Genomic DNA, 22712 nt, shown 5'->3' on the forward strand with positions numbered 1-22712 from the left:
TAAGTTGTTGTGCTGGATACCGTGGTCAAGCCACGGTATGACGCCGAGGATTTTTTGAGAGTCATACAAAAGTACTTACAAGCTCGCAGGATAGCATTTTAAGAAAAATTTCATGATAATTCATATAGCAAGTCTAACGTTTAATGGAATTGATATTATCGATGTTGACGTACAGGTACAAATATCACCTGGCATCCCTGCTTTTACTATAGTAGGGTTTGCCGATAAAACTATAGCCGAATCAAAAGAACGAGTTAAAGCGGCACTATCTTCTATTAGGGCTTGCACTACCTACTAAAAAGATTTTAATAAATTTAGCTCCGGCAGATTTAGTAAAAGAGGGAAGCCATTTCGATCTTGCGATTGCCTGCTCAATATTTACCGCAATGAATATTTTACCGGAGCTTGAAATATCGGAATATTTATAATAGGAGAATTATCGTTAGACGGTTCAATCTGACCGGTAAGTGGAGCTTTGCCGGCAGCGATCGGTGCTTTTGCTAGAGGTAAAGGACTTATGTGTTCAAGTAAAAACAGCTCGGAAGTTGCTTGGTCGGGGGTAACGATAATATACTTGTTGTAGGTAATTTAATTGAACTAGTAAATCATTTTAAAGGTTCACAAGTTTTAACTCCTCCAGAAGCTAAGCTGCAAGATGAGCCGATAAATTATCCTGATTTTAAAGATATAAAAGGTCAAAAAATTGCTAAAAGAGCTTTAGAAATTGCAGCATCAGGAGGGCATAACCTTTTAATGTTCGGTCCTCCCGGAACCGGTAAATCAAGGCTTGCTGCCCGTCTTCCAAGTATTTTACCTAAAATGTCTACAAAAGAAATTTTAGAATGCAGCACGATTACAAGTATTGCCGGAAAATTTTTAGACGGTAAACTTACCACAGCAAGACCGTTTAGAACGCCACACCATTCATGTTCACTTGCCGCTATGGTTGGGGGGAGGCGGGGTAGGAAAAAAAGTAAAGCCGGGTGAAATTACGCTTGCTCATAACGGAGTATTATTTTTAGATGAATTACCTGAATTCCCGCATAATGTTATTGATGCATTAAGACAGCTTATTGAAAACGGTGAAATACTAATCTCAAGATCAAACGCCCATATAAAATATCCTGCAAGTTTTCAGCTGATAGCAGCTATGAATCCTTGTAAATGCGGTTATTTAGGGGATTCTTATAAAGAATGTATAAAAGCTCCAAAATGTGCTAGCGACTATCAAATGAAAGTATCGGGGCCTATTATGGATAGATTTGATTTGCATATAGAAGTATCTAGTATTAATGTTTATAATTATGATCTCATTGCTTATAATTCTGAAGAAAATTCTAGGGATATAGCTGCAAGAGTTGAGAAAGTGCGTTTGATTCAAGACAAGAGATATGAGGGTTATAATATTAAAACAAATAACAGATTAGACGGTCAGTTATTAATAGATTACGCTATGCCTGCGGATGAAGGAAGAGATTTACTGAATGAGGCAGCAAATAAATTTCGTTTATCAATGCGGGCTTATAATCGAATACTGAGAGTAGCACGTACGATTGCTGATCTTGAGAATGCCGATAAGGTCTTGAAAATGCATATTGCTGAAGCTTTGAGTTACCGTAAAATGGAATTTAATAATATATAATTAGATAGAAAAATATGAGTACTATAATAAGTTTTGATTACGCTATTAAATATTTACTTAAGGATAAAGGTGATTACGAGATAGTTGAAGGATTTATTTCGGCAATACTTAAGGATGCAGGTTATAGCTCAGTCAAGATAACAGCATTACTTGAGAGTAGCAGTAATAAAGAAAATGATAGCTTAAAATCTAGTGTAGCAGATGTAATAGTGGAAGATGAAGAAGGGCATAAATATATAGTAGAGATAGATAAGTCATATACAAATCTTTTTTTACACAAGGCTTGTTTGAATAGTAGTAGATTAATAGTAGATAGTATATCCAAAAATGATGATTACTCTATAATTAAAAAAGTATTCCATATTAATTTGCTATATTTTTCTTTTGATAATATGAAGAAGCCTTTATATCATGGGAAAACTATTTTTAGAGAGATTGATAAAAAACATCCTATGAAATTGCATTTAGGTGATATGAAAGGTAGGATATTTGATTTGTATAATGTATTTCCTGAGTATTTTATAATATCTGTTCCATTATTTGATGATATTATAAGAAATGAGTTGGATGAATGGTTGTATATAGTAAAGCATTCTGAAGTTAAGAAAGATTTTAAATCACCTTATATGAAGAAAGTTGCAAAGTGACTTAATATACTTAAGATGACGCCTAAAGAGCATATAGCTTATCGGGCGTATATGAATAAAAGCTTTAAAGAGCGTGATTATATAGTTTCTGCTGAAGAAAAAGGTAGAGCACAAGGCATGGCAAAAGGCATAGAAGAAGGTAGACAAGAAGGGGAAGTTACAAAAAGTATAAAAATAGCAAAAAAGATGTTAATTAAAAAAAGATCGATAGAAGAAATACATGAGATTACTGAATTATCTATAAAAGAAATAGAGCAATTAAAAGCAGAAATTGAGAACCTTAAAAAATAACTATCTTCACAATTAGAATTCTTAAACAAAATGGCAAAAATTTACTTTATAGCTGGTGAGATGTCAGGAGACTTTATCGGTGGACGCATAATTCAGCATTTAAAAAACAATACAGGAGTACAGTTTGTTGGCGTTGGCGGTAAATATATGGAAGAAGCCGGTAGCTTTAAAAGCTTATTTCCTATATCTGAAATAAATTTAATGGGTTTTGTAGAAATTTTACCTCATATTTTTAAGCTTAAAAAATTAATTGATAAAACTGTGGAGGATATAATAAATAGTAAAGCTGATTTATTGATTACCATAGATTCACCCGGTTTTACTTATCGTGTTGCAAAGCAGGTAAGAAAACTTTTACCAAAGCTGAAAATGATTCATATCGTTGCTCCGTCAGTATGGGCATATAAAGAGGGGAGAGCAGTAAAATACGCTAAAATTTATGATTGTTTATTTGCTTTACTACCGTTTGAACCTCCATATTTTACTACAGTAGGGCTTGATTGTAGATATATAGGTCATCCGATTATGGAGCAAGAGTTTTATAGTGATAAAATAGCTTTACGTAAAGAGTTTAAAATAGATGAGAATGAGAAAATTCTATGTGTTACTCTTGGAAGTAGAAGAGGAGAGATTCTAAGGCATTTACCGGTTTTTATTTCTTCAATAGAAGAAATATTCAAGAGTTGTAAGAATCTTAAAGTTATATTTACTCTTGCAAATCCTGCCCATGAGGTAATAATAAAACCGTTTTTAGAAAATGTTAAGTTTAATTATTTATTTTCAAGTGAAAGACTTAAAACTTATGCCGTCTCTGATTTGGCTCTAGCAAAATCCGGTACTAATACTTTAGAAATAGCTGTTTCGGGTACCCCTATGATTGTAGCATATAAGGTTAATATTTTAAGTTGTCTTATCATTAGAGCATTAATAAAAATAAAATATGTTACGTTGATAAATATTATAGCCGGCAGCGAAATAATTCCAGAATTTATCCAATTTAATTGCCGAGCTACTCTTATTAGTAATAAGCTTCAAGAGTTATTATTTAATTCTAAAAAAGCTTATAAACAGGTAATAGAAAGCCAAAAAATCTTACAAAAATTAAGATTTAAATCAAATCAATTACCTTCTTATATAGCTGCAGAAATTATTAAACAGGAGTTCTTAGAACCTAAAATAAAGTTGTTAAAAGAGAAAGATTAGTACTTGAACCGGTGGTCCATAACATTTTTTGAATTATAATAAACATTAATATTAATATAATAACAAAATATATTTCCATGTTTTTTCTTATAGTATTAATTTGTTTCATTAAAATTTCTAAATCATTGGAAATTTTTTTGTATTCCTCATTGTTATCAGAACGCATTGTTGTCAAGAAACCGGATAAGTTTCCTAACTTATTTTGTAAAGCTTTTAACCTTTCAGTATGCTCTTCGTGTTTTAGATCGGTATTGTGATCTTGTATCATAATATATAATGCCCATTATAAGATCAGCATTAACGCCGGTATAGTAATATGAACTATGAATAAAGATTTATATTTTTTGTTTGTAATAAAAATTACAACTTTTCATTTCACAGGAGTATACTATTGTTATAGTAAATTGGTTTGCATTATTAATTTTGTTGCTCATTGGTCATCTAGTTTTAATATTTTAATTACTAAATATTAAAACTATTGATTTATTTAGCAAAAACTATATAATTTAAATTTAGCAAATATTTAACTTCAACCAAACTTTAAGTTAGTTTTACTATATGTTATTTCACATGTCAAGAAAAAACCATATTTCGTGGTAATTTTTTTTATCAATATTTCTAAGCTTTATAAAAATAATAGTCGTTATGTTAAAAAATCTATTAAAAACTAAACTTTTTTTAGTTATAGTATCTCTAATTGTATTTATTACTTTGCTAAATTTTAGTATATTTTATATTTTTGTGCCGGGTAATCTTACTCAAAATAAAACGATAATTATTGAACCTAAATTATCCGTAAATCAAATAGTTACAACACTGTATCTTAATGAGGTAATTAAATATCCAAGAATTTTTAAAGTAATTGCTAAAATTTATTCTGTAAAAAACCCTCTTAAAAGCGGTGAATATGTGTTTACACGTAATATATCGCCTCTGCAAACTTTAAGAATATTAGCAAGCGGTAAATCTATAATACACAAGATAATTGTGCCGGAAGGTACGGTAGTTAGTGAGGTTATAAAGAAAATTAATGAAGAAAGTCGATTACTCGGAGAAATAAAAGGTATAATACCGGAAGGTTTTTTAATGCCTTCAACGTATTTTTTTTCTTATGGAGATCAAAAAGAGCAAATAATCGATCAAATGAGAAATTTAATGTCTGCTAATTTAGATAAGGTAATGCAAAATCTTCCAACGGATTCTCCATTAAAAACTAGACTTGAGGTATTAACTCTAGCTTCTATAGTGGAAAAAGAAGCCGGCTCAAATGCAGAAAAGCCTATTATAGCAGCAGTATTCATTAATCGTTTAAAGAAAAATATGAAGCTACAAGCCGATCCGACTACTATATATGCTTTGACTGAGGGAAAATTTAAATTAGCAAGAGCTTTAACAAAAAAAGATTTATTGCAAGCACTGCCGTATAATACTTACTATATTAAAGGTTTACCGCCGGGTCCGATTTCGTGTCCTTCGTTAAAATCTTTAGAAGCAGTAGTAAAACCTGCTAAAACAGATGCCTTATTCTTTGTAGTTGACGGTAAAGGAGGGCATAATTTTTCCAACAACCTTAATGATCATAATAGATTTGTTGAAAGTTATAGAAAAAGTTTGATTAAAGTACCTGAGCCGGAAATTGATCCTGACAAATAGATATATACTGATTATGAATAACGCCGAATTTAGTAAAATAGCCGAAACAACAATTGCATATATAGCAGTAAAGATAGAAGAGCAAGATAAAGAAGCGAGTATAGACGTAGATTTACAAGGCGATATATTAAATCTTGATACTGATAAAGGTATATATGTAATAAATAAACAAAGTGCAGCCAAAGAAATTTGGTTGTCGTCACCGGTTAGTGGTCCTTATCACTTTTTTTATGAACACGGAAAATGGAGCAATAGAGCAGGGCTTGAATTAATGGTTATTTTGGCTGATGAGCTTGGTATTGATTTTAGTAATATAAAGTAAAAACCGTATGAAAAATTTTGAAACTGCTGATAGTGCATTAAAAGTTTATGATTTAATAATAAAAAATGCACCTGCTAATACTTTAATATTTCTTGATATAGACGATACTATTATAACCCCTAAATCAAAAACTTTTAGAGCAGCACCTTATAATCAAATGATTGATAGAATTAAGGAAAGTAAAAGTAATTATGATAATTATGAAGAAATTGTCAGTAATTGGAGACTACAGCGAAAGGTAATATTAATTGATGAAGAGTGGGTAGAAGTTTTAAATAATCTAAAAGAAAATTATCCGGTTTATGGTCTTACACAGATGAATACCGGAGAATTCGGCAATATTCTTTCTATGCAAGATTGGCAATATAAAGAATTAAAAGAACTTGATATAGAGTTTTCTGATAATAAAGAATTGGCAGCTTATAATTCAGGACAAAAGGATGAGGCTATTTTTTCTAAAGGGATATTTATAACGAGTAATCATTCAAAAAGCGGTACTTTATCAAAATTTTCTGATGAGTTAAATGCTAGTTTTATTGTATTTGTTGATGACCGCATGAAGCATATTGAAGATGTAGGGGATTATTGTAAAAAGAATAATATCGGTTTTTTAGGTATTTTATGTGACGGGCTTAAAAATTTAAAAGGCGAACCTGATCCAACACTTGCCGAATTTCAAGAATCATATTTAATAGAAAATGCCAAATGGCTTGAAGATGAAGAAGCTTATAAATTAATGGCAGAAAGTAACATATGAATTTAATAAAAGTTGCATTCTTCCTAATTTTAATTTTAGTCTCAAATTAAGTATTTGCAAATACTTATCGACAAATAAATTATAAAATAACTCCTTTATCTAATAAGCCTGTTTCGGCTATTAAAGTTGAAACGGAAATAATCGGCGCTATGGACGGCGAAGTTATTTTAGATTTACCTTATGCATGGGCAAGCGGTTCATATTATGAACAAATAAAGAATGTCAAACTTGAATATCCGATTGGAGAGTTACAGTTTAGAAATCAAAATGGGAATCAAGCTGTTTTAAATACGGGAAAAATCAATATTATCCGTTTAAGTTATGAGATATACCAAAAAACTGGCAATCCTTCAAACGTCCACGAAACAATAATTAGACAAAATTTAATTCATTCACCGGGTTATGGGCTTTTTACCTTACCCGAAGATATTAATGATAAGGATAAAATTGAGTTTAATATTGAATGGAATAATATTTCTGATAGCTGGAAAACAATATCAGATTACGGTATCAGTAAATCCTTTAAATTTTAAGCTAAAAAGGAAGAGCTACTTAGTGCTTTGTATGCAGCAGGGGATTTACGTATCTACAAAATTGTTAATCAGAAAAATCCGGTATATCTTTCTTTGCAAGGTCAGTTTGATTTAACGGATAAGGAAATTACCTTATTATCGTAGGTTTGTTTTTGCACTTTATTTAGATAATCTCATTAAAGATAGTAATAAGAGTAAATCGTTAGATAATGTTATGCTTGATTTATTTAAAACCTCAAAAGAGCAAGAATTTTCAAGCGATTATTTAAAACAAATAGTTAAAAATTATGTTCCAAAAGGGATAGATAAAGAAATAAACAAATATATAGGACAAGGCAAAACTATAGATCTAACTGACATAGCTAAAGTTCTGCCGATCGAGAAAGTAAAAATGGGCGTGTATGATCGTGGTTTTGATCGAGATGCTTTAGTAAATAATGATACAATAAAAAATATTGACGAAAATAGTAACGCTTATAAAGCAGGTTTGCGGAATGGTGATATAGTGAGTGGTGCGTTATGACTTTCCTAATAGTGATCCTGATCAGATTGTTATAATCAAAACAACTAAAGGTGAGTTTAAATTTAGACCTGAAAGTGCTGATAAAAAAGATATATACAGATTCAAGCCTAATCTATCTAAAGAAGATAAGCTAAAAATTAAAAAGTTTTTTAACGGCTAAATACTCTCTCTTCACTTTAATACATTATTAATGCCCTAATCATCTATTAATAATATCCATTGACATGACATACTCTAACATTTAATTTATAATTGCGTCACAATTTAATTTTAAGGGGAAATTATGTCAAAAAACTATACGGGGTTACAAACCTCAAAAAAACATCCAGCTACTTTGATAGTGCTGCAATTCATTTTCAAAATGTTAACAAAGCTGCAGCAGATTGCACAACATATGCTAGCTCAGCAATAACACATGCTACTAATATAGTGACGAACGGTGCAAAATTTGTAGGTTCTATTCAAGAACTTGCTTCTGATGTAAGCAGTGCTAATTATTCCTTTACCGCTATATTTGTTCAAGCAACGGTAGCTGGTCTTGCGAGTCTTACTTACTATACACCTCCGGTTCCGGTTCTTATTGGGGCTTTGACTGTCGGAGCAATTTTAATTTCGCCGTCTGATTCTATCGAATGTGTAAAAAATACAGTAAAAGCAGGGCTAACTGCAGGATATGTAGCTTGTGAAACTGTGGAAGGTTTAGGAACAGCAGGCATAATTTCTCTTATTGTTGATAATATCTACGGCGATACCGCAGAACTTGCCGGTGCTATTAATACCAATATGATAGAGTATTACTAAAATTGTTGTCATACTCAATCGTCATTGCAAGTAGGCATTGGCTTTGTTGCATGGATCGAAAAACGTGCTCTAGGTCATACCGTGGCTTGACCACGGTATCCAAAAAATAATTTAAAACACTAATGATTTTTTTAACTGGATCCCGCGATCAAGTCGTGGGATGACATGGGTGGAATCGATCCACGCAACAATGCCTACATGGGAATGACATAGAATCCATACAACAAAGCACTTTCACGGGAATTACGTTAATCGTTTTATTATCTCTTTCCGATCAATCAAAGGTAATACTCCTGCGATTTCCGGTCCTGATTCTCTGCCGGTTAAAGCAAGGCGAAGAGGTAAAAATAACTCCTTACCTTTCCTACCTGTTATATTTGTTATTTCTTTAGTCCAAATGCTCCAGCTATCTTTAGTGATTTCACCTTGCGGTAACAACTCTGCTGCTTGCTTTAAATATTCCTTATCTAAATTTAGATTTTCTACATTTGGAGTTTGATGGTAAATCTCCCACCAATCTTTTACATCACGTAATTTTTGCAAGTTAGGTCTTACCGATAACCAAAAATTTTCATCAATATACTCGGCATCTATTTCTTTGAGGCGATCTTTTACTTCATCAAAATCTAAACTGATAAGTAATTTATGATTTAATCTTTCTAAATCTTCCGGCTGATAAATAGTCGGGCTTTTAGAGAAACTACTTATCTCAAACTGCGTTGCTAATTCATCCATGTTTTTATAAGACAAGATTTGTGATGAAGAACCAAGTAAACTAAAAAAGCTGGCAATTGTCATAGCTTCAAGCCCAATTTGTTTCCTAAGAGTTGCAATCTCAAATCCTCCTACTCTTTTAGAAATTTTCTCGTCTTTATTGATTATTAAACTCAAATGCCCAAAAACCGGCGGAATCTTATTTAAAGCTTCAAACATCTGAATTTGAATAGCGGTATTGCTAACATGATCTTCCCCTCTAATAATATGAGTAATATCATAATCGATATCATCAATAACCGAGCAAAGCATATAGGTCATACTACCGTCAGCTCTTATCACTATTGGGTCGCTTAAAGCTTTGCCGTCATATTTAACCTCGCCTTTGATCATATCATGCCAGCTAATCGGCTCATGATTTACCCAAAATCTATAATGCGGTTTTCTTCCTTGTTCTATATATTTCTTTATTTGTTCTTCCGTCAAATTTAAACTAGCTCGGTCATAAATCGGCGGTAATCCTTTAGATAATTGAAATTTACGTTTTAGCTCTAGCTCTTCAGGAGTTTCATAGCAGGCATATAATCTTTTTTTGTTTAATAATAGATTTTTGATTTCATCATATCTACTTAAACGGCTTAATTGGTTAAATGTTTGATCCCAATTAATATTTAAAAATTTTAGATCTTCCTCTATAGCGTCTTTATATTCTTGTTTGCTACGCTCTAAATCCGTATCATCAAACCTTAAGATAAACTGCCCGTTATGCTTCTTTGCATATAGCCAGTTAAGTAGTGCTGCCCTAATATTACCGACATGTAACATGCCGGTCGGTGACGGAGCAAATCGTGTTATAACTTTTGTCATTATTTGTGGTATTTAAATTATTAAAATACATATGTCATACCGTGGCTTGACCACGGTATCCAGTACCTCTAATGTCATCCTAGCTAACTTGATCGCGGGATCCATTAAGTTATTTTTTTGGATACCGTGGTCAAGCCACGGTATGACACTGATCACGCTTGTTTCTTTTCTAATTTTGCCTTATTGTCTTCGATTAGCTGCATTGCCTCATCTAAGCTTAAATTTAGAAAATCATATTTCTTTGGGATTGAAATAAACTTACCCATATATTTTATGTAAGGACCAAATTTACCGTATCCTATCATAATTTCCTCGTTAGTATCTTTATGAATACCAATTTTAAGCGGTAAGCTTAGAAGCTTTAATGCTATATCAAGTGTGATATCGCTTTGGTTCAAGCTAGCAGGCACGGGGCTACGTTTCGGTTTTACTTTACCTTCCTGTTCTCCGTGTTGAATATAAGGTCCGTAAGGTCCTTTTTTCAGATATATTTCTATTCCGTCTTTATCGGTGCCTAAAACTTTATTCTCATTAGGAGTAGTAGAAAGCTCACCCTCATTCTCGTTATTATCGTTACCGCTAACAATGGATTTTCTAAAGGTACATTCAGGGTAATTGCTACATGCTAAAAACGCTCCAAATTTACCGAGCTTTAAACTAAGCTCGCCTGTTTTACATGAAGGACAAGCTTTAGATTCTTTATTCTCACCGAACAAGTGATAATCAAGGGCTTTCTGCACATAGCTAATAATCTCGGTTATTTTTTGTTCGTTTACCGATTCAATATTATGGTTAAAACCACTCCAAAAATTACTTAAGGCAGATTTCCATTCAAGCTTGCCGGCTGCTATTTCATCTAATTCATTTTCAAGACTTGCGGTAAAATCATATTCTACATATTTTTTGAAAAAACCAACTAAAAATACAGTTACCAAACGTCCAAGCTCTTCAGGCATAAAACGTTTTTTCTCAAGAGAGACGTATTTTCGATCTTGTAAAACCGATAAAATAGTAGCATAGGTGGAGGGGCGACCGATCCCAAGCTCTTCAAGTTTTTTCACTAAGCTTGCTTCCGAATATCTTGGAGGCGGTTCTGTAAAATGCTGATTTGGAATAACTTCTTTAGTTTTTAGCTGCTCATTTTCTTTTAAAAGTGGCAGCATCTTATTTTCTTCCTCTGCTTCATCGTCTACACTTTCACGATAAACCTTATAAAACCCGTCAAAGGCTATAGTCGATCCATTTGCTTTTGCCAAATATTCTTTATTTTCTGAAGCTAAATTTGCAACTACCAAATCCATTATAACATTTTCCATTTGGCAGGCTATAGTTCTTTTCCAAATTAGTTCATAGAGTTTATAATAGTCTTTTTCGAGTTTTTCTTTTAAGCTATCAGGAGTATAAGTTATATTTGTCGGTCTTATCGCCTCATGAGCTTCTTGAGCATTTTTTACTTTGGATTTATAAATTCTAGGGCTACTCGGTAAATGTTTATCGCCGTAATTTTTATCGATTAACTTACGTATATCTGCTACTGCATCATTTGATAATGTAACACCGTCGGTTCTCATATAGGTAATAAGCCCTATAGTTTCCTTACCTATGTCAACGCCCTCATAAAGTTTTTGTGCTATTTGCATAGTCTTTTTAGCACTAAAACCTAATTTCCGTGCTGCTTCTTGTTGTAGTGATGAAGTAATAAAAGGAGGTTGCGGTTGACGTTTCTGTTGTTTCTTTTCTATCTTATCGATATGAAAATTTTGAGACTTTAATTTTTCGGTTAAATCTTTTGCATCTTTTTCATTAGTAATTGAGAATTTTTCTAGCTTTTGATCGTTTACATGAGTCAATTTAGCAGTAAATAGTTCGTTATTACTATTTTGCATTTTAAGGCTAATATCCCAATATTCTTCTGACTTAAAACGCTCTATTTCATCTTCTCGCTCACATATTAATCGCAGAGCCACAGACTGTACACGCCCTGCCGATTTACATCCGGGTAACTTACGCCATAAAAGAGGTGAAAGGGTAAAGCCGACCAAATAGTCTAAAGCTCTTCTTGCTTGTTGAGCATTTACTAAATTAGTGTCAAGTGTTCTAGGGTTCTCAACGGCATGAATAATTGCTTTTTTAGTGATTTCGTTAAAGGCTACCCTTTTGAAAAAATCATCGGATTTAACCTTATTTTTTTCTTTTATTACCTCTGCAACATGCCATGAGATAGATTCACCCTCACGATCCGGATCGGTTGCAAGATATACCGCATCGGCTTTTTTTGCATCTTTAACTATTGCATCTACATATTTACCGGCTTTGTCTGAAAGGTCATATTTCATTGCAAAATTTTCATCAGGTAATACTGATCCTTTTTTAGAAGGTAAATCTCTTATATGACCGAATGATGCAATGACCTTAAACTCATCACCTAAATATTTATTTATTGTTTTTGCCTTTGCCGGCGATTCTACTATTACTAATTTCATCTACTTATTATAAACTAATGAGATTTTATTACCGGCATGGCGTACCACTTTACCGGCGAGTTCTAATTCTAATATTACCGTGTATATAATAGGAAGCGGTAATTCTGTTTCTTTTTGTAAATACTCAAAATTAATAGGTACTGCCGATAATAGTTCCAATGTAGCAGCACGCTCCTTTTGTGACGGTTCTTTTAGATGTGTCGTATCTAGTGCTTTAAAATTAGCATCCATTTCAATAAAATCTTTAAATGACTCATCATCTTTTTCGATAAATTTTTCATATTGTGGTAAATTAGCTACAATATCGTCTACTGATTCCACTAAATATGCTCCTTCTCTAATTAATTTATTTGTACCTTGACATCTTGGATCTAAAGGGAAACCTGGAATGACAAATATTTCTCTATTTTGTTCAAGTGCAAATTTTGCAGTTATTAACGAACCTGATTTTAAGCTTGCTTCTACTACTATTACTCCTAAGGCTAGTCCTGATATTATTCTATTACGTTGCGGAAAATGTTTGCCAAGCGGTGTAGAGCCGATAGGTAATTCAGCTAATATTAAACCTTCTTCGGCTAAACTTTCAAATAATTTTTTATTTTCCGGTGGATATATATGATCAATACCGCCTGCAATAACTCCGATAGTTTTAGAAATTGCAGCTTGATGCACGCTGCTATCTATTCCTCTGGCCAGTCCTGAAACAGTTATATAATCTTGCTCTACTAAACCGGTAGCAATTTTATGAGCAAAGTTTTTTCCGTTTGCAGAAGCATTTCTTGCCCCTACTATTGCAACGCATTTATTATGATTTAATAACTCTATATTGCCTTTATAGCTTAATATCGGCGGAGGATCATAAATTTCAAGTAATAATTTTAAATATGCCGGAGATTTATATGTGATGATCTTAGCATTATTCTTTTCAAGACACTCTATTTCTTTTTCGGCATCACTTTTGCTAAAAATCTTAATTGCTTTTGAACGACCGCCTCTTAAAGAAAAATCCGGAGCATTATCTATAGCGGTAGCTGCATCACCAAATAATTTAATTAGACTAAAGAAAGTTTTAGGACCGACATTTTCGCTCCTAATGAGCCGTAAAATATTGATTATTTCAGTGCTATAGGATGTTTTAGAACTAGAGGCAGAGAATAATTCTTTTAGCATTATTTAGGGTTATTTGATATGAGTTAGTGTCATCCCGCGACTTGACCGCGGGATCTCAGGACACAGCCTGTGATACAAGATCCCGTGGTCAAGCCACGGGATGACATAAATTAAGAGCAACTATAATTTCTCTGCATGTGAGCTTAAATAATGTGCTATACCCTCATGTGACGGAGTAATTGCTTCTTCACCTTTATGCCAACCGGCAGGACAAACTTCACCGTGCTTTTGATGATGAGTTAAAGCATCGATTACTTTTAACGTATAATTAATATCACGACCGATAGGCAAGTCGTTAACTAGCATATGACGTACTATGAAATCCTTATCAATTAAAAAAGTTCCACGCAAAGCGACCCCATCTTCATTAAGTACGTTATATTTTGAAGAAATATCTTTTTTTATATCGGAAACCATAGGAAATTGAACTTGTCCAAGCCCTCCTTTATTATGCGGAGTATTTTTCCAAGCTAAATGGCTAAAATGAGAATCAACGCTAACAGCTACTACTTTAGTACGTCTTTCGGTAAATTCACCAAGCTTATTGTGAAATGCTATAATTTCCGATGGACAAACAAAAGTAAAATCTAGGGGATAAAAAAATAACACTATATTATCCCCTGCAGCATAATCGCTAAGTTTAAACTTATCGTCTATATTATTATTAGGCATAATAGCTTTAGCCGTAAAATCCGGAGCAGTTTTGCCGACAAATACTGACATATTCATAACCTTTTATTAATTAATAATTTGATATGATATATAAAACTAATTATTATTACAATAATAAATCTTTATAAATTGTTACTTATTTATTTTCTTTTCTGAAGAAGCTTTTAATTGGTTAAATATAGTTAACGCTCCAGTTACAAAACTACTCGGTTCTGAAAGATTTGCAGGTAAAATTACGGTGTTGGTATCTTTAGCCAAATTACCAAATGCACTGATATATTGTTCGGCTATTTTAAGAGCTACCGCATCACTTCCTCCTGTTTTTTGTACTGCTGCTGCAACAATCTCAATACTATTTGCCGTAGCGGTAGCGACTAAGCCTATTGCTTCAGCTTCACCTTTTGCCCTGTTAACTTGATCTGTATAAGAAGCTTCTGAATTCAGTACGATTTGTGCTTTTTCACCTTCTGCATGGTTAATTTTTGCTTGTCTATTACCTTCCGATTCTAGAATTTGGGCTCGCTTTTGACGCTCGGCTGCTACTTGTAATTCCATAGCTTTAAGTATGGATTGCGGTGGCTGTATATCTTTAATTTCATAACGCATACATTGTATACCCCAATTTATAGCAGCTTGGTTAATTGCCGACACTATAGCAATATTTAATGCTTCACGCTCTTCAAAAGTTCTATCCAAAGGTAATTTACCGATTTCTGAACGCATGGTAGTTTGGGCAAGTTGCGTTATGGCATAGTAAGGATTATTAACACCGTAAGAAGCTGCCGTTGGATCAATGATTTTGACATATAAAACGCCATCAATGGATAGTGTCACGTTATCGTTTGAAATAGCAGTTTGTGCATTAACGTCTATTGCTTCTTCTTTTAAAGTATGTTTGTATGCTACTCTTTGAATGACGGGGATTAGTAAATTTAAACCAGGTTGCAGTACCTTATCAAATTTTCCAAGTTTTTCCACTACCCATGCTTGTTGTTGCGGTACAACTTTAACCATTTGTATTATAACTAAAATCGCTATAATACTAAAAATTAATAATGCGTATTCCATATTTGATACCTTTTTTTATTTTTACTTTATATTATTTTTGATTATAAAAAAAGAATTTAAGTCAAAAAAATATCTAAAAATATTGTTATATTTAATTATATATTTTTTTATCAAAAATGGGTTTTAATTGCTTTGCGTAAAGAAAGAATGCTTGAATATTCTTCAAGTTGTTCATTTACATTTTTTATCTCATTTAAAGCACTATTAAAATCTTCCTGTAATAAATAAGTTTCTGCAGCTTTATTTTGGTTCTAATGTTTTAAGTAAAATATTTTGTAAAAATCTATAATAATAGTCTTCTAGTTTAGGTGTATCAGACATAATAATAAATATATAATTATTGAGATCTTAATTTATATATAAATTTTTTAATAATCCAATAATTTTTAACTAGATTTACATATACTTAAGTCTTTATCTATTATGTCAGAATCTATATTTAAACAATCAAGGATTGAGTGAAATACATAATCATGGCTAATCTCGGTATTAGCATAATTTTTAATTGAAGATACTGATTCAGGATATTTTGCTTTAAAATCATCCGATACCCAAACTATAAGCGGCACGGTTACTTGTTCTGCAAGTAGCGGACCTCCGTGTCCGTAATAGCCGTTTTCTCCTAGTGATTCTCCGTGATCCGATACATAAAATAAAAATGCATTTTTATTTTTAAGTAGATCTATTAAATTAGATAAAAAAAAATCGGTATATAAAATAGAGTTGTCATAGCTATTAACTAAAGCAAGCTTATCGCAATCGCTCGCATCCCCCTTAACCTTAATAGGGCAGGTAGGGGTAAAATACTCAAATTCTTTAGGATATCTCGCATTATAGTTCCAGTGACTTCCTGAGGTGTGAACTACTAAAAATTGTTTTTCTGAATTTGTTATTATTTCTTTTATAAAAGGCAATATTTTTTCATCATGATCATTTAGAGAGAATAGGGCAGAGCCGCCCGGTACTATAGTAAAATTAACGTCATTGTAGATATTACTTAGGTCAAAATTTGCAAAACTCCTCATTAAAGTTTGAGTGCCGATCCAAGTAGTATTAAAGCCAAGGTTTGTTAAAATTGATAAAAAGCTGTTCTCTTGTCTACTATTTTCAATTTGACTTGCAGGATAACGTGAAAGTAACGACGGTACGGAAATATAGGTAAGGTTAGAAGAAGATTTAGCTTTGAAAGAAATTAGGTTTTGAGCAGTCTTTAAGTAAGGAGTCGTATCTCTTTCATAACCGTTAATACCGAAATGATCAAATCTTGCCGATTCTCCTATAACTAAAACGCCTATAATATTGGCGTCAGAGTTATCTATAAAATTATATTGTTTGCTAATATCTATACGTGCATAATTTTTATCACCGACATTTCCGGCAAAATTAAGATAAGTATTATGTAAATACTGAACAGGAAAATAATTTTTTAGTATCTTAAATGAAGGAATAATAATATTATATACAAAAATAAGTAAACAAGCGGCAGATAATAGTTTTGTTACGAATGATTTAGAATTTTCGGCAGCGAAAGATTTAAGGGTATAAAAACAGGTAAAAAGGCAAAAAATTATCCATATTATTAACTTAATGCTGGTTAATTCATAAACTTCGTTTAAATCCGTTGAGAAAAAACTACCTATTACTTGTTTAGTAGGATTTATTTTGAAGAAATAAATGTAATAACTAGCAATAGCGGATGTTATAAATAAAAACCCTGTGCCGATTTTTAACACTAATCTATGTACGCTAAGACCAAAAAATGCTATAAAAGAAAATATATAAATATAACAAAAATCTTTTGATAATTCTAATATCCCTCTAAAGATCGTTGCTTTATAATAATCAAATTTATAAATCAATATTGCGGTATCAAATAACAAACAATAAATAAAGGCTAAAATTGCCGATAATTTAATTAATTTCGTATCTAAATGTTTTTGAATAGTTTTTAGCATATAAAACATAATATAAGTCGACTTAATAACTACCATGATCATAAAAAATCTTCAAGAATTTTATCGGCTTTTAATAGTGAATGCTCCGCTTATCGCTATTGATTACGGGAGTAAAAAACTTGGTATTGCTATGTCCAATGGGAAACGGAGTATTGCTATGCCTTTAAATACTATAACCGAGGTAAATAAAAAGGCTGTTATTACTTCTTTGCTTAATATAATCGAAAAATATAAAATTTGCGGCGTTGTAATAGGTCTGCCGATTGATATGAGCGGTGTAGTAACACAGCAAACAAATATAGTGATGAAATTTGCCGAAGAGTTGGCAAAGTCTACAAATTTGCCTATATATTTACAAGATGAAAGACTAACTACAAAAGCAGCGAATAATTTCCTTAAGTCATTTGGAGTGAAAAGAAAAGACCGTAATAATAACGATGATGCAGTAGCAGCTAGTATGATACTGGAAACCGTGCTTGATTCGATTAAGAGGTTTTAAATTATATTTGTTAAAATTGTAGATTATTATTAATTAATTAGGAAAGAATTTATGACAAACAAATTACCACCTATTTCACCGGGACAAATTCTTTTAGAAGAATTTATGGAGCCTATGGGTATTAGCCAAAGTAAACTTGCTCGTGATATTGATGTACCTGTTACTAGAATCAATAATATAATTAAGCATCATCGCTCTATTACTGCTGATACCGCACCTCGTTTAGGTAAGTATTTTAATATTAATCCTCGCTGGTGGATGAATATGCAAAACCAATATGATTCAGAATTAATAATATCAACTTTTCATCCAAATATAGAAAAAGCAAGAAATATACTCGATAAGTATAAAGATATTGATTTATATTAAGAATTAAAGCTCATGAGAAAAGAAGAAGAGATAAATTGATTCGTTGATAATTATATATTTCTAGCGGTATTGCCTAAAAAGCATTGCTTGGAAAGCCTTAATGTTTTGATGTCATTCCCGCGAAAGCGGGAATGACAATAAGGTCTTTTTTAAGAGTCGGGTAAAACAAAATCACTTTTTTAGGCAATGTCTTTCTAGCTTTGCAAAAACCTTATTGTAAAGATATATTATTTATGATAGAAACGGTGCGATAAAAATAAATAAAATATACCATGAAAATATTAATTCTAGGTGTTACCGGTATGCTAGGTAATAGCATATTTAGGTTTTTAAGCAGTGATAAAAAATTTGACGTTTATGCGACAGCCCGAAATAATTCCGCTCGTTCTTATTTTTCTAAGGATTTATCCGATAAATTAATTACAAATGTAGATGTTAAGAACCATGATTCTTTAGTTGAAGTATTTAATAAAACAAAACCCGATATAGTAATAAATTGTATAGGACTTGTAAAACAACTAGCAGATGCGGGTGATCCGTTAAAAGCATTGCCGATAAATAGTTTGTTACCGCATAGATTAGCGGGTTTATGCGAGCTTGTAGGTAGTAGATTAATTCATATTAGTACGGATTGTGTTTTTTCAGGAAAAAAAGGTAATTATAAGGAAAGTGATTTTCCTGATTGTTATGATCTCTACGGACGTTCTAAGCTTCTTGGTGAGGTAGACTACCCTAATGCTATTACGCTGCGTACTTCCATTATAGGTCATGAGCTAGCAGGAAATAGCAGTTTAACCAATTGGTTTTTAAGTGCAGAAGGTTCAGTAAAAGGTTTTGAGAAAGCTATTTATTCAGGTTTTCCGACAGTAGAGCTTGCAAGAATAATAAGGGATTTTGTATTGCCTAATAAAGAGTTACGCGGGCTTTATCATGTTGCATCAAAACCGATTAATAAGTTAGAATTGTTAAAATTAGTAGCGGAAATATATAATAAAGAAATCGATATTATTCCGTCAGATGAGCTTGTAATAGATCGCTCACTTGATGCTACTCGTTTTAATGAGGTGACGGGATATACTCCGCCTGATTGGCGTGAGCTTGTAAAAAATATGTATGAGTTTGGTTGATGAGCTTGTCATCCCGCGATCAAGTCGTGGGATGACAACGGAAAAACCGATCCACGCAACAATGCCTACGCTGGAATGACATTACAATTTTTTAAAATAGGTATTTATATAATGTTTGTAGATAAAACTTTAATGATTACGGGAGGCACCGGTTCGTTTGGTAATGCGGTGCTTTCTCGTTTTCTTGAATCCGATATTATTAACGATATTAAAGAAATTAGAATTTTCAGTAGGGATGAAAAAAAGCAAGAAGATATGCGTATTGCTTTAAGTAATCCGAAACTTAAATTCTATATCGGGGATGTGCGTAATTATAAAAGTGTTGATGAGGCGATGCATGGTGTAGATTACGTATTTCATGCAGCAGCTTTAAAACAAGTTCCGACTTGTGAATTTTATCCTATGGAAGCAATCAATACTAATGTGTTAGGTGCTGAAAATGTTTTAAGTGCAGCCATTAATAACAAAGTTGCAAAAGTTATAGTTCTTAGTACGGATAAAGCCGTATATCCGATTAATGCAATGGGATTATCTAAAGCGTTAATGGAGAAGTTAGCAATAGCAAAAGCACGTATGCGTTCAATGAATGAAACAGTGCTATGTGTTACTAGATACGGTAATGTTATGGCTTCTAGAGGTTCGGTAATTCCTCTTTTTATCAATCAAATAAAACAAGGTAAGGAATTAACCATTACCGAACCGTCAATGACACGTTTTTTAATGTCGTTAGTAGATTCGGTAGATTTGGTTTTATATGCGTTTGAGCATGGTCGTCAGGGTGATATTTTCGTACAAAAATCTCCGGCAAGTACAATTGAGGTACTTGCAAAAGCGTTACAAGATATATTCGGTAGCAAAAATAAAATACGCTTTATCGGTACACGTCATGGAGAGAAGCATTATGAATCGTTAGTATCATCCGAAGATATGGCAAAGGCTGAAGATTTAGGCGGTTATTACCGTATTCCTATGGATGGACGTGATCTTAATTATGCAAAATATTTTGTTGAAGGTGAAAAGAAAGTAGCGCTTTTAGATGATTACACTTCGCATAATACAAGACGTTTAAATTTAGAAGAAGTAAAGGAGTTATTACTGACTCTTGATTACGTACAAGAGGAGCTAAAAAATGCTTAAGGTAATGACGATTGTCGGTACTCGTCCTGAACTTATTAAACTATGCTGCGTAATTTCTGAGTTTGATAAATATACTAATCACATCCTAGTTCACACCGGTCAAAATTATGCATATGAATTAAATCAGGTTTTTTTTGATGATATGGGAATTAGAAAACCTGATTATTTCTTAGAAGTAGCAGCAGACAATACTGCAAAATCTATCGGGCTTATTATTGAAAAAGTTGACGCAGTTCTTGAGAAAGCAAAACCTGATGCCGTTTTATTCTACGGTGATACTAATTCTTGCTTATCGGCAATTGCCGCTAAACGCCGTAAAATTCCGATTTTCCATATGGAAGCAGGAAATCGTTGTTTTGATCAACGAGTACCTGAAGAAATAAACCGTAAAATAATTGATCATATTAGCGACGTTAATATTACATTAACCGAGCATGCTAGGCGTTATTTAATTGCTGAAGGCTTGCCGCCTGAGCTTACCTTTAAATCAGGTTCACATATGCCTGAGGTCCTTGACCGCTTTATGCCTAAAATATTAAAATCTGATATTCTAGAAAAATTATCACTTACATCAAAACAATATTTCTTAATTAGCTCACATCGTGAAGAAAATGTTGATGTAAAAAATAATCTGAAAGAATTATTAAGTAGTTTACAAACGCTTATTAAAGAGTATAATTTGCCCGTAATCTTCTCAACACATCCAAGGACTAAAAAAAGGCTCGAAGATTTGGAAGGGTTTAAGGAGTTAGGAGATAAAATAAGATTTTTGCCGGCTTTCGGGTTTACGGATTACGTCAAGCTTCAGATGAATACATTTTGTATTTTATCCGATAGCGGTACTATTACCGAGGAAGCATCGATACTTAATTTACCTGCTTTAAATATTAGAGAAGCACATGAGCGTCCTGAAGGTATGGATGTCGGCACGTTAATTATGTCGGGTTTTAAGGCTGAGCGGGTACTGCAATCGGTGAAAGCTATTACGGAAGAACACGAAAATAACAAACGTATGCAAAATATTGTACCGGATTATGCAGAAGCAGGACTTGTATCAAAGAAAATATTACGTATAGTTTTAAGTTATGTTGATTATGTTAACCGTACGGTTTGGTTTAAATGACAGAAGAAGATAAAATAGTTGAAGAATGGTATTCGGCAGATATATTTCATACTAAAATAAAAGAATTTATAAGTTCTGTTTCCAGTATTATGGATATTGGATGCGGGATTCGTCCGCAACAATATATAGTTCCTGATTTACTTATTTGTGTAGAACCATATCAAGAATATGCTGAAATATTAAAAAAGAATTTATCAGGAACTAATTCAATAATAATTCCTTTAGATGCAAAAGCTACTCTTACTACATTTTCCGATAAATCGATTGATTCAATATTTTTAATAGATGTTATAGAGCATATGCCTAAAGAAATCGGGAAAGCAGTGTTAATTGAATGCGAACGGGTAGCTCGCAAACAAATTATAATATTTACCCCTTTGGGTTTTATGCCGCAAGAAGTACATGATACCGACGGTTGGAATTTACATGGAGGAGAATGGCAAGAACATAAATCCGGATGGCATCCAGAAGATTTTCCCGGATGGAGTATTATAGGATGTAAAGAATTACATACTCATAATGCTAAGGGTGAGCTTCTTACTACTCCTTATGGAGGGTTTTATGCAATAAAAAATATAGTATATACCGAAAATTATTTTAATGACGTATATGGAGAAAAGATTTTATTTGATACTACAAATCATTTAGAAAATTTTAAAGCTACATGTCCTGACTTTAGAGAAAAAGTTATAAACAGTGAAATTGTAAAAAATAGTTTAAAATGTGGTTTATGGAAGTGTCAACGCACAACAGAGCTATTAATTGAGAAAGGAGCAACAACGTCTTTAAAAGAAATTTTAGAAATAGTAGAGAGTGAAAAAATAAATTTTGCTATTAATACAGCTCAAGAATATGTATCTAAGATAAATAAATTTGCTTCACAATTTAAAGATATCAATAATTTACAAAAATTACTAGATTCTGCTAATGTACAAATAAATAATTTGCAAGAATTATTAAAATCTACTACAGACCAATTAACAGATCAGTTAATCGTTAGTACTGAAGAATTAGCAATACTTAAAGAACAGTTGAAAATCAAGGAGCAAGAACTAAACATCAGTAATGAGAATCGCTCTATTTTTATAAAGATTTACGCTAAAATAAGCAGAATGTTAAATAAATTAAGAGCAATATGAGGGATATAGCGTTTAAT

The 22712-nt window shown here is 32.4% G+C and carries 23 protein-coding genes and 2 pseudogenes; 17 read left to right on the top strand and 8 right to left on the bottom strand.

Annotated elements, in window-relative coordinates; genetic code table 11:
* The first annotated feature begins 112 nt into the window (after nucleotides 1-112).
* The 4 genes and pseudogenes from ACIAS7_RS04695 (at nucleotide 113) to lpxB (ending at nucleotide 3783) form a co-directional block, all read left to right on the top strand.
* A pseudogene (locus tag ACIAS7_RS04695) lies at nucleotides 113-1642 on the top strand (YifB family Mg chelatase-like AAA ATPase).
* A 14-nt stretch (nucleotides 1643-1656) separates the two neighbouring features.
* Nucleotides 1657-2289: a PD-(D/E)XK nuclease family transposase gene (locus tag ACIAS7_RS04700; protein WP_473198411.1), complete on the top strand. Its 633-nt coding sequence runs from the start codon at nucleotides 1657-1659 to the stop codon at nucleotides 2287-2289.
* A 51-nt stretch (nucleotides 2290-2340) separates the two neighbouring features.
* Nucleotides 2341-2580: a hypothetical protein gene (locus ACIAS7_RS04705; RefSeq protein ID WP_473198412.1), complete on the top strand. Its 240-nt coding sequence runs from the start codon at nucleotides 2341-2343 to the stop codon at nucleotides 2578-2580.
* A 30-nt stretch (nucleotides 2581-2610) separates the two neighbouring features.
* Nucleotides 2611-3783, top strand: coding sequence for a lipid-A-disaccharide synthase (gene lpxB, locus ACIAS7_RS04710; RefSeq protein WP_473198413.1), 1173 nt, complete (start codon nucleotides 2611-2613; stop codon nucleotides 3781-3783).
* Here lpxB and ACIAS7_RS04715 read toward each other — a convergent pair.
* Complete coding sequence (locus ACIAS7_RS04715) at nucleotides 3752-4051, bottom strand: hypothetical protein (protein WP_032139557.1); 300 nt, start codon at nucleotides 4049-4051, stop codon at nucleotides 3752-3754. The genes lpxB and ACIAS7_RS04715 overlap by 32 nt on opposite strands.
* Before the next feature lie 377 nt (nucleotides 4052-4428).
* Here ACIAS7_RS04715 and mltG point away from each other — a divergent pair, with 377 nt between their 5' ends.
* The 7 genes from mltG to ACIAS7_RS04750 all read left to right on the top strand — a co-directional run bounded on the left by mltG (nucleotide 4429) and on the right by ACIAS7_RS04750 (nucleotide 8372).
* Nucleotides 4429-5436: an endolytic transglycosylase MltG gene (mltG, locus tag ACIAS7_RS04720; RefSeq protein WP_473198414.1), complete on the top strand. Its 1008-nt coding sequence runs from the start codon at nucleotides 4429-4431 to the stop codon at nucleotides 5434-5436.
* A 13-nt stretch (nucleotides 5437-5449) separates the two neighbouring features.
* A complete protein-coding gene (gene cyaY, locus ACIAS7_RS04725) occupies nucleotides 5450-5758 on the top strand; it encodes an iron donor protein CyaY (RefSeq protein ID WP_473198415.1) in 309 nt (102 codons plus the stop codon).
* A gap of 7 nt (nucleotides 5759-5765) precedes the next feature.
* Nucleotides 5766-6515 carry a DUF2608 domain-containing protein gene (locus ACIAS7_RS04730; protein WP_473198416.1) on the top strand — a complete coding sequence of 250 codons (750 nt, stop codon included), beginning with the start codon at nucleotides 5766-5768 and terminating at the stop codon, nucleotides 6513-6515.
* Nucleotides 6516-6664: 149 nt separating this feature from the next.
* On the top strand, nucleotides 6665-7048 hold the full coding sequence (locus tag ACIAS7_RS04735) for a hypothetical protein (RefSeq protein WP_473198417.1): 384 nt from the start codon (nucleotides 6665-6667) through the stop codon (nucleotides 7046-7048).
* Nucleotides 7049-7262: 214 nt separating this feature from the next.
* Nucleotides 7263-7571 carry a hypothetical protein gene (locus ACIAS7_RS04740; protein ID WP_473198418.1) on the top strand — a complete coding sequence of 103 codons (309 nt, stop codon included), beginning with the start codon at nucleotides 7263-7265 and terminating at the stop codon, nucleotides 7569-7571.
* Nucleotides 7561-7731 carry a hypothetical protein gene (locus tag ACIAS7_RS04745; RefSeq protein WP_473198419.1) on the top strand — a complete coding sequence of 57 codons (171 nt, stop codon included), beginning with the start codon at nucleotides 7561-7563 and terminating at the stop codon, nucleotides 7729-7731. Before ACIAS7_RS04740 ends, ACIAS7_RS04745 begins: the two co-directional genes overlap by 11 nt.
* Nucleotides 7732-7823: 92 nt before the next feature.
* Nucleotides 7824-8372: a hypothetical protein gene (locus ACIAS7_RS04750; RefSeq protein WP_473198420.1), complete on the top strand. Its 549-nt coding sequence runs from the start codon at nucleotides 7824-7826 to the stop codon at nucleotides 8370-8372.
* Between the two features lie 243 nt (nucleotides 8373-8615).
* Here the strand turns inward: ACIAS7_RS04750 and gltX are convergent, their stop codons facing one another.
* The 7 genes and pseudogenes from gltX to ACIAS7_RS04785 form a co-directional block, all read right to left on the bottom strand.
* Nucleotides 8616-9953, bottom strand: a complete 1338-nt coding sequence (gene gltX, locus ACIAS7_RS04755) for a glutamate--tRNA ligase (protein ID WP_473198421.1) — start codon at nucleotides 9951-9953, stop codon at nucleotides 8616-8618.
* A gap of 152 nt (nucleotides 9954-10105) precedes the next feature.
* Nucleotides 10106-12436, bottom strand: coding sequence for a type I DNA topoisomerase (gene topA / locus ACIAS7_RS04760; RefSeq protein WP_473198422.1), 2331 nt, complete (start codon nucleotides 12434-12436; stop codon nucleotides 10106-10108).
* Nucleotides 12437-13606: a DNA-processing protein DprA gene (gene dprA, locus ACIAS7_RS04765; protein WP_473198423.1), complete on the bottom strand. Its 1170-nt coding sequence runs from the start codon at nucleotides 13604-13606 to the stop codon at nucleotides 12437-12439. It abuts the gene before it with no gap.
* A gap of 120 nt (nucleotides 13607-13726) precedes the next feature.
* The gene (locus ACIAS7_RS04770; RefSeq protein WP_473199419.1) at nucleotides 13727-14329 is read right to left on the bottom strand and encodes a peroxiredoxin; all 603 of its coding nucleotides are present in this window, start codon (nucleotides 14327-14329) and stop codon (nucleotides 13727-13729) included.
* Nucleotides 14330-14410: 81 nt separating this feature from the next.
* A complete protein-coding gene (locus ACIAS7_RS04775; protein ID WP_473198424.1) occupies nucleotides 14411-15346 on the bottom strand; it encodes an SPFH domain-containing protein in 936 nt (311 codons plus the stop codon).
* Between the two features lie 91 nt (nucleotides 15347-15437).
* Nucleotides 15438-15667: pseudogene (locus ACIAS7_RS04780) on the bottom strand (hypothetical protein).
* A gap of 65 nt (nucleotides 15668-15732) precedes the next feature.
* Entirely contained in the window at nucleotides 15733-17301 is a 1569-nt protein-coding gene (locus ACIAS7_RS04785) for a phosphoethanolamine transferase (protein WP_473198425.1), read from the bottom strand.
* 34 nt (nucleotides 17302-17335) lie between these two features.
* Between ACIAS7_RS04785 and ruvX the strand changes: the two genes are divergently transcribed.
* The 6 genes from ruvX to ACIAS7_RS04815 all read left to right on the top strand — a co-directional run bounded on the left by ruvX (nucleotide 17336) and on the right by ACIAS7_RS04815 (nucleotide 22695).
* Complete coding sequence (ruvX, locus tag ACIAS7_RS04790) at nucleotides 17336-17800, top strand: Holliday junction resolvase RuvX (protein WP_473198426.1); 465 nt, start codon at nucleotides 17336-17338, stop codon at nucleotides 17798-17800.
* 51 nt (nucleotides 17801-17851) lie between these two features.
* The gene (locus ACIAS7_RS04795; protein ID WP_473198427.1) at nucleotides 17852-18169 is read left to right on the top strand and encodes a HigA family addiction module antitoxin; all 318 of its coding nucleotides are present in this window, start codon (nucleotides 17852-17854) and stop codon (nucleotides 18167-18169) included.
* 272 nt (nucleotides 18170-18441) lie between these two features.
* Nucleotides 18442-19296 carry a dTDP-4-dehydrorhamnose reductase family protein gene (locus tag ACIAS7_RS04800; RefSeq protein WP_473198428.1) on the top strand — a complete coding sequence of 285 codons (855 nt, stop codon included), beginning with the start codon at nucleotides 18442-18444 and terminating at the stop codon, nucleotides 19294-19296.
* Nucleotides 19297-19407: 111 nt separating this feature from the next.
* Entirely contained in the window at nucleotides 19408-20433 is a 1026-nt protein-coding gene (gene capD / locus ACIAS7_RS04805) for a UDP-glucose 4-epimerase (protein ID WP_473199420.1), read from the top strand.
* The gene (gene wecB / locus ACIAS7_RS04810) at nucleotides 20426-21556 is read left to right on the top strand and encodes a non-hydrolyzing UDP-N-acetylglucosamine 2-epimerase (protein ID WP_473198429.1); all 1131 of its coding nucleotides are present in this window, start codon (nucleotides 20426-20428) and stop codon (nucleotides 21554-21556) included. The genes capD and wecB overlap by 8 nt, the downstream gene beginning before the upstream one ends.
* Nucleotides 21553-22695, top strand: a complete 1143-nt coding sequence (locus ACIAS7_RS04815) for a methyltransferase domain-containing protein (RefSeq protein ID WP_473198430.1) — start codon at nucleotides 21553-21555, stop codon at nucleotides 22693-22695. Before wecB ends, ACIAS7_RS04815 begins: the two co-directional genes overlap by 4 nt.
* The last annotated feature ends 17 nt before the right edge of the window (nucleotides 22696-22712 follow it).

This window comes from Rickettsia sp. 109562A South Dakota (genome assembly GCF_055791265.1).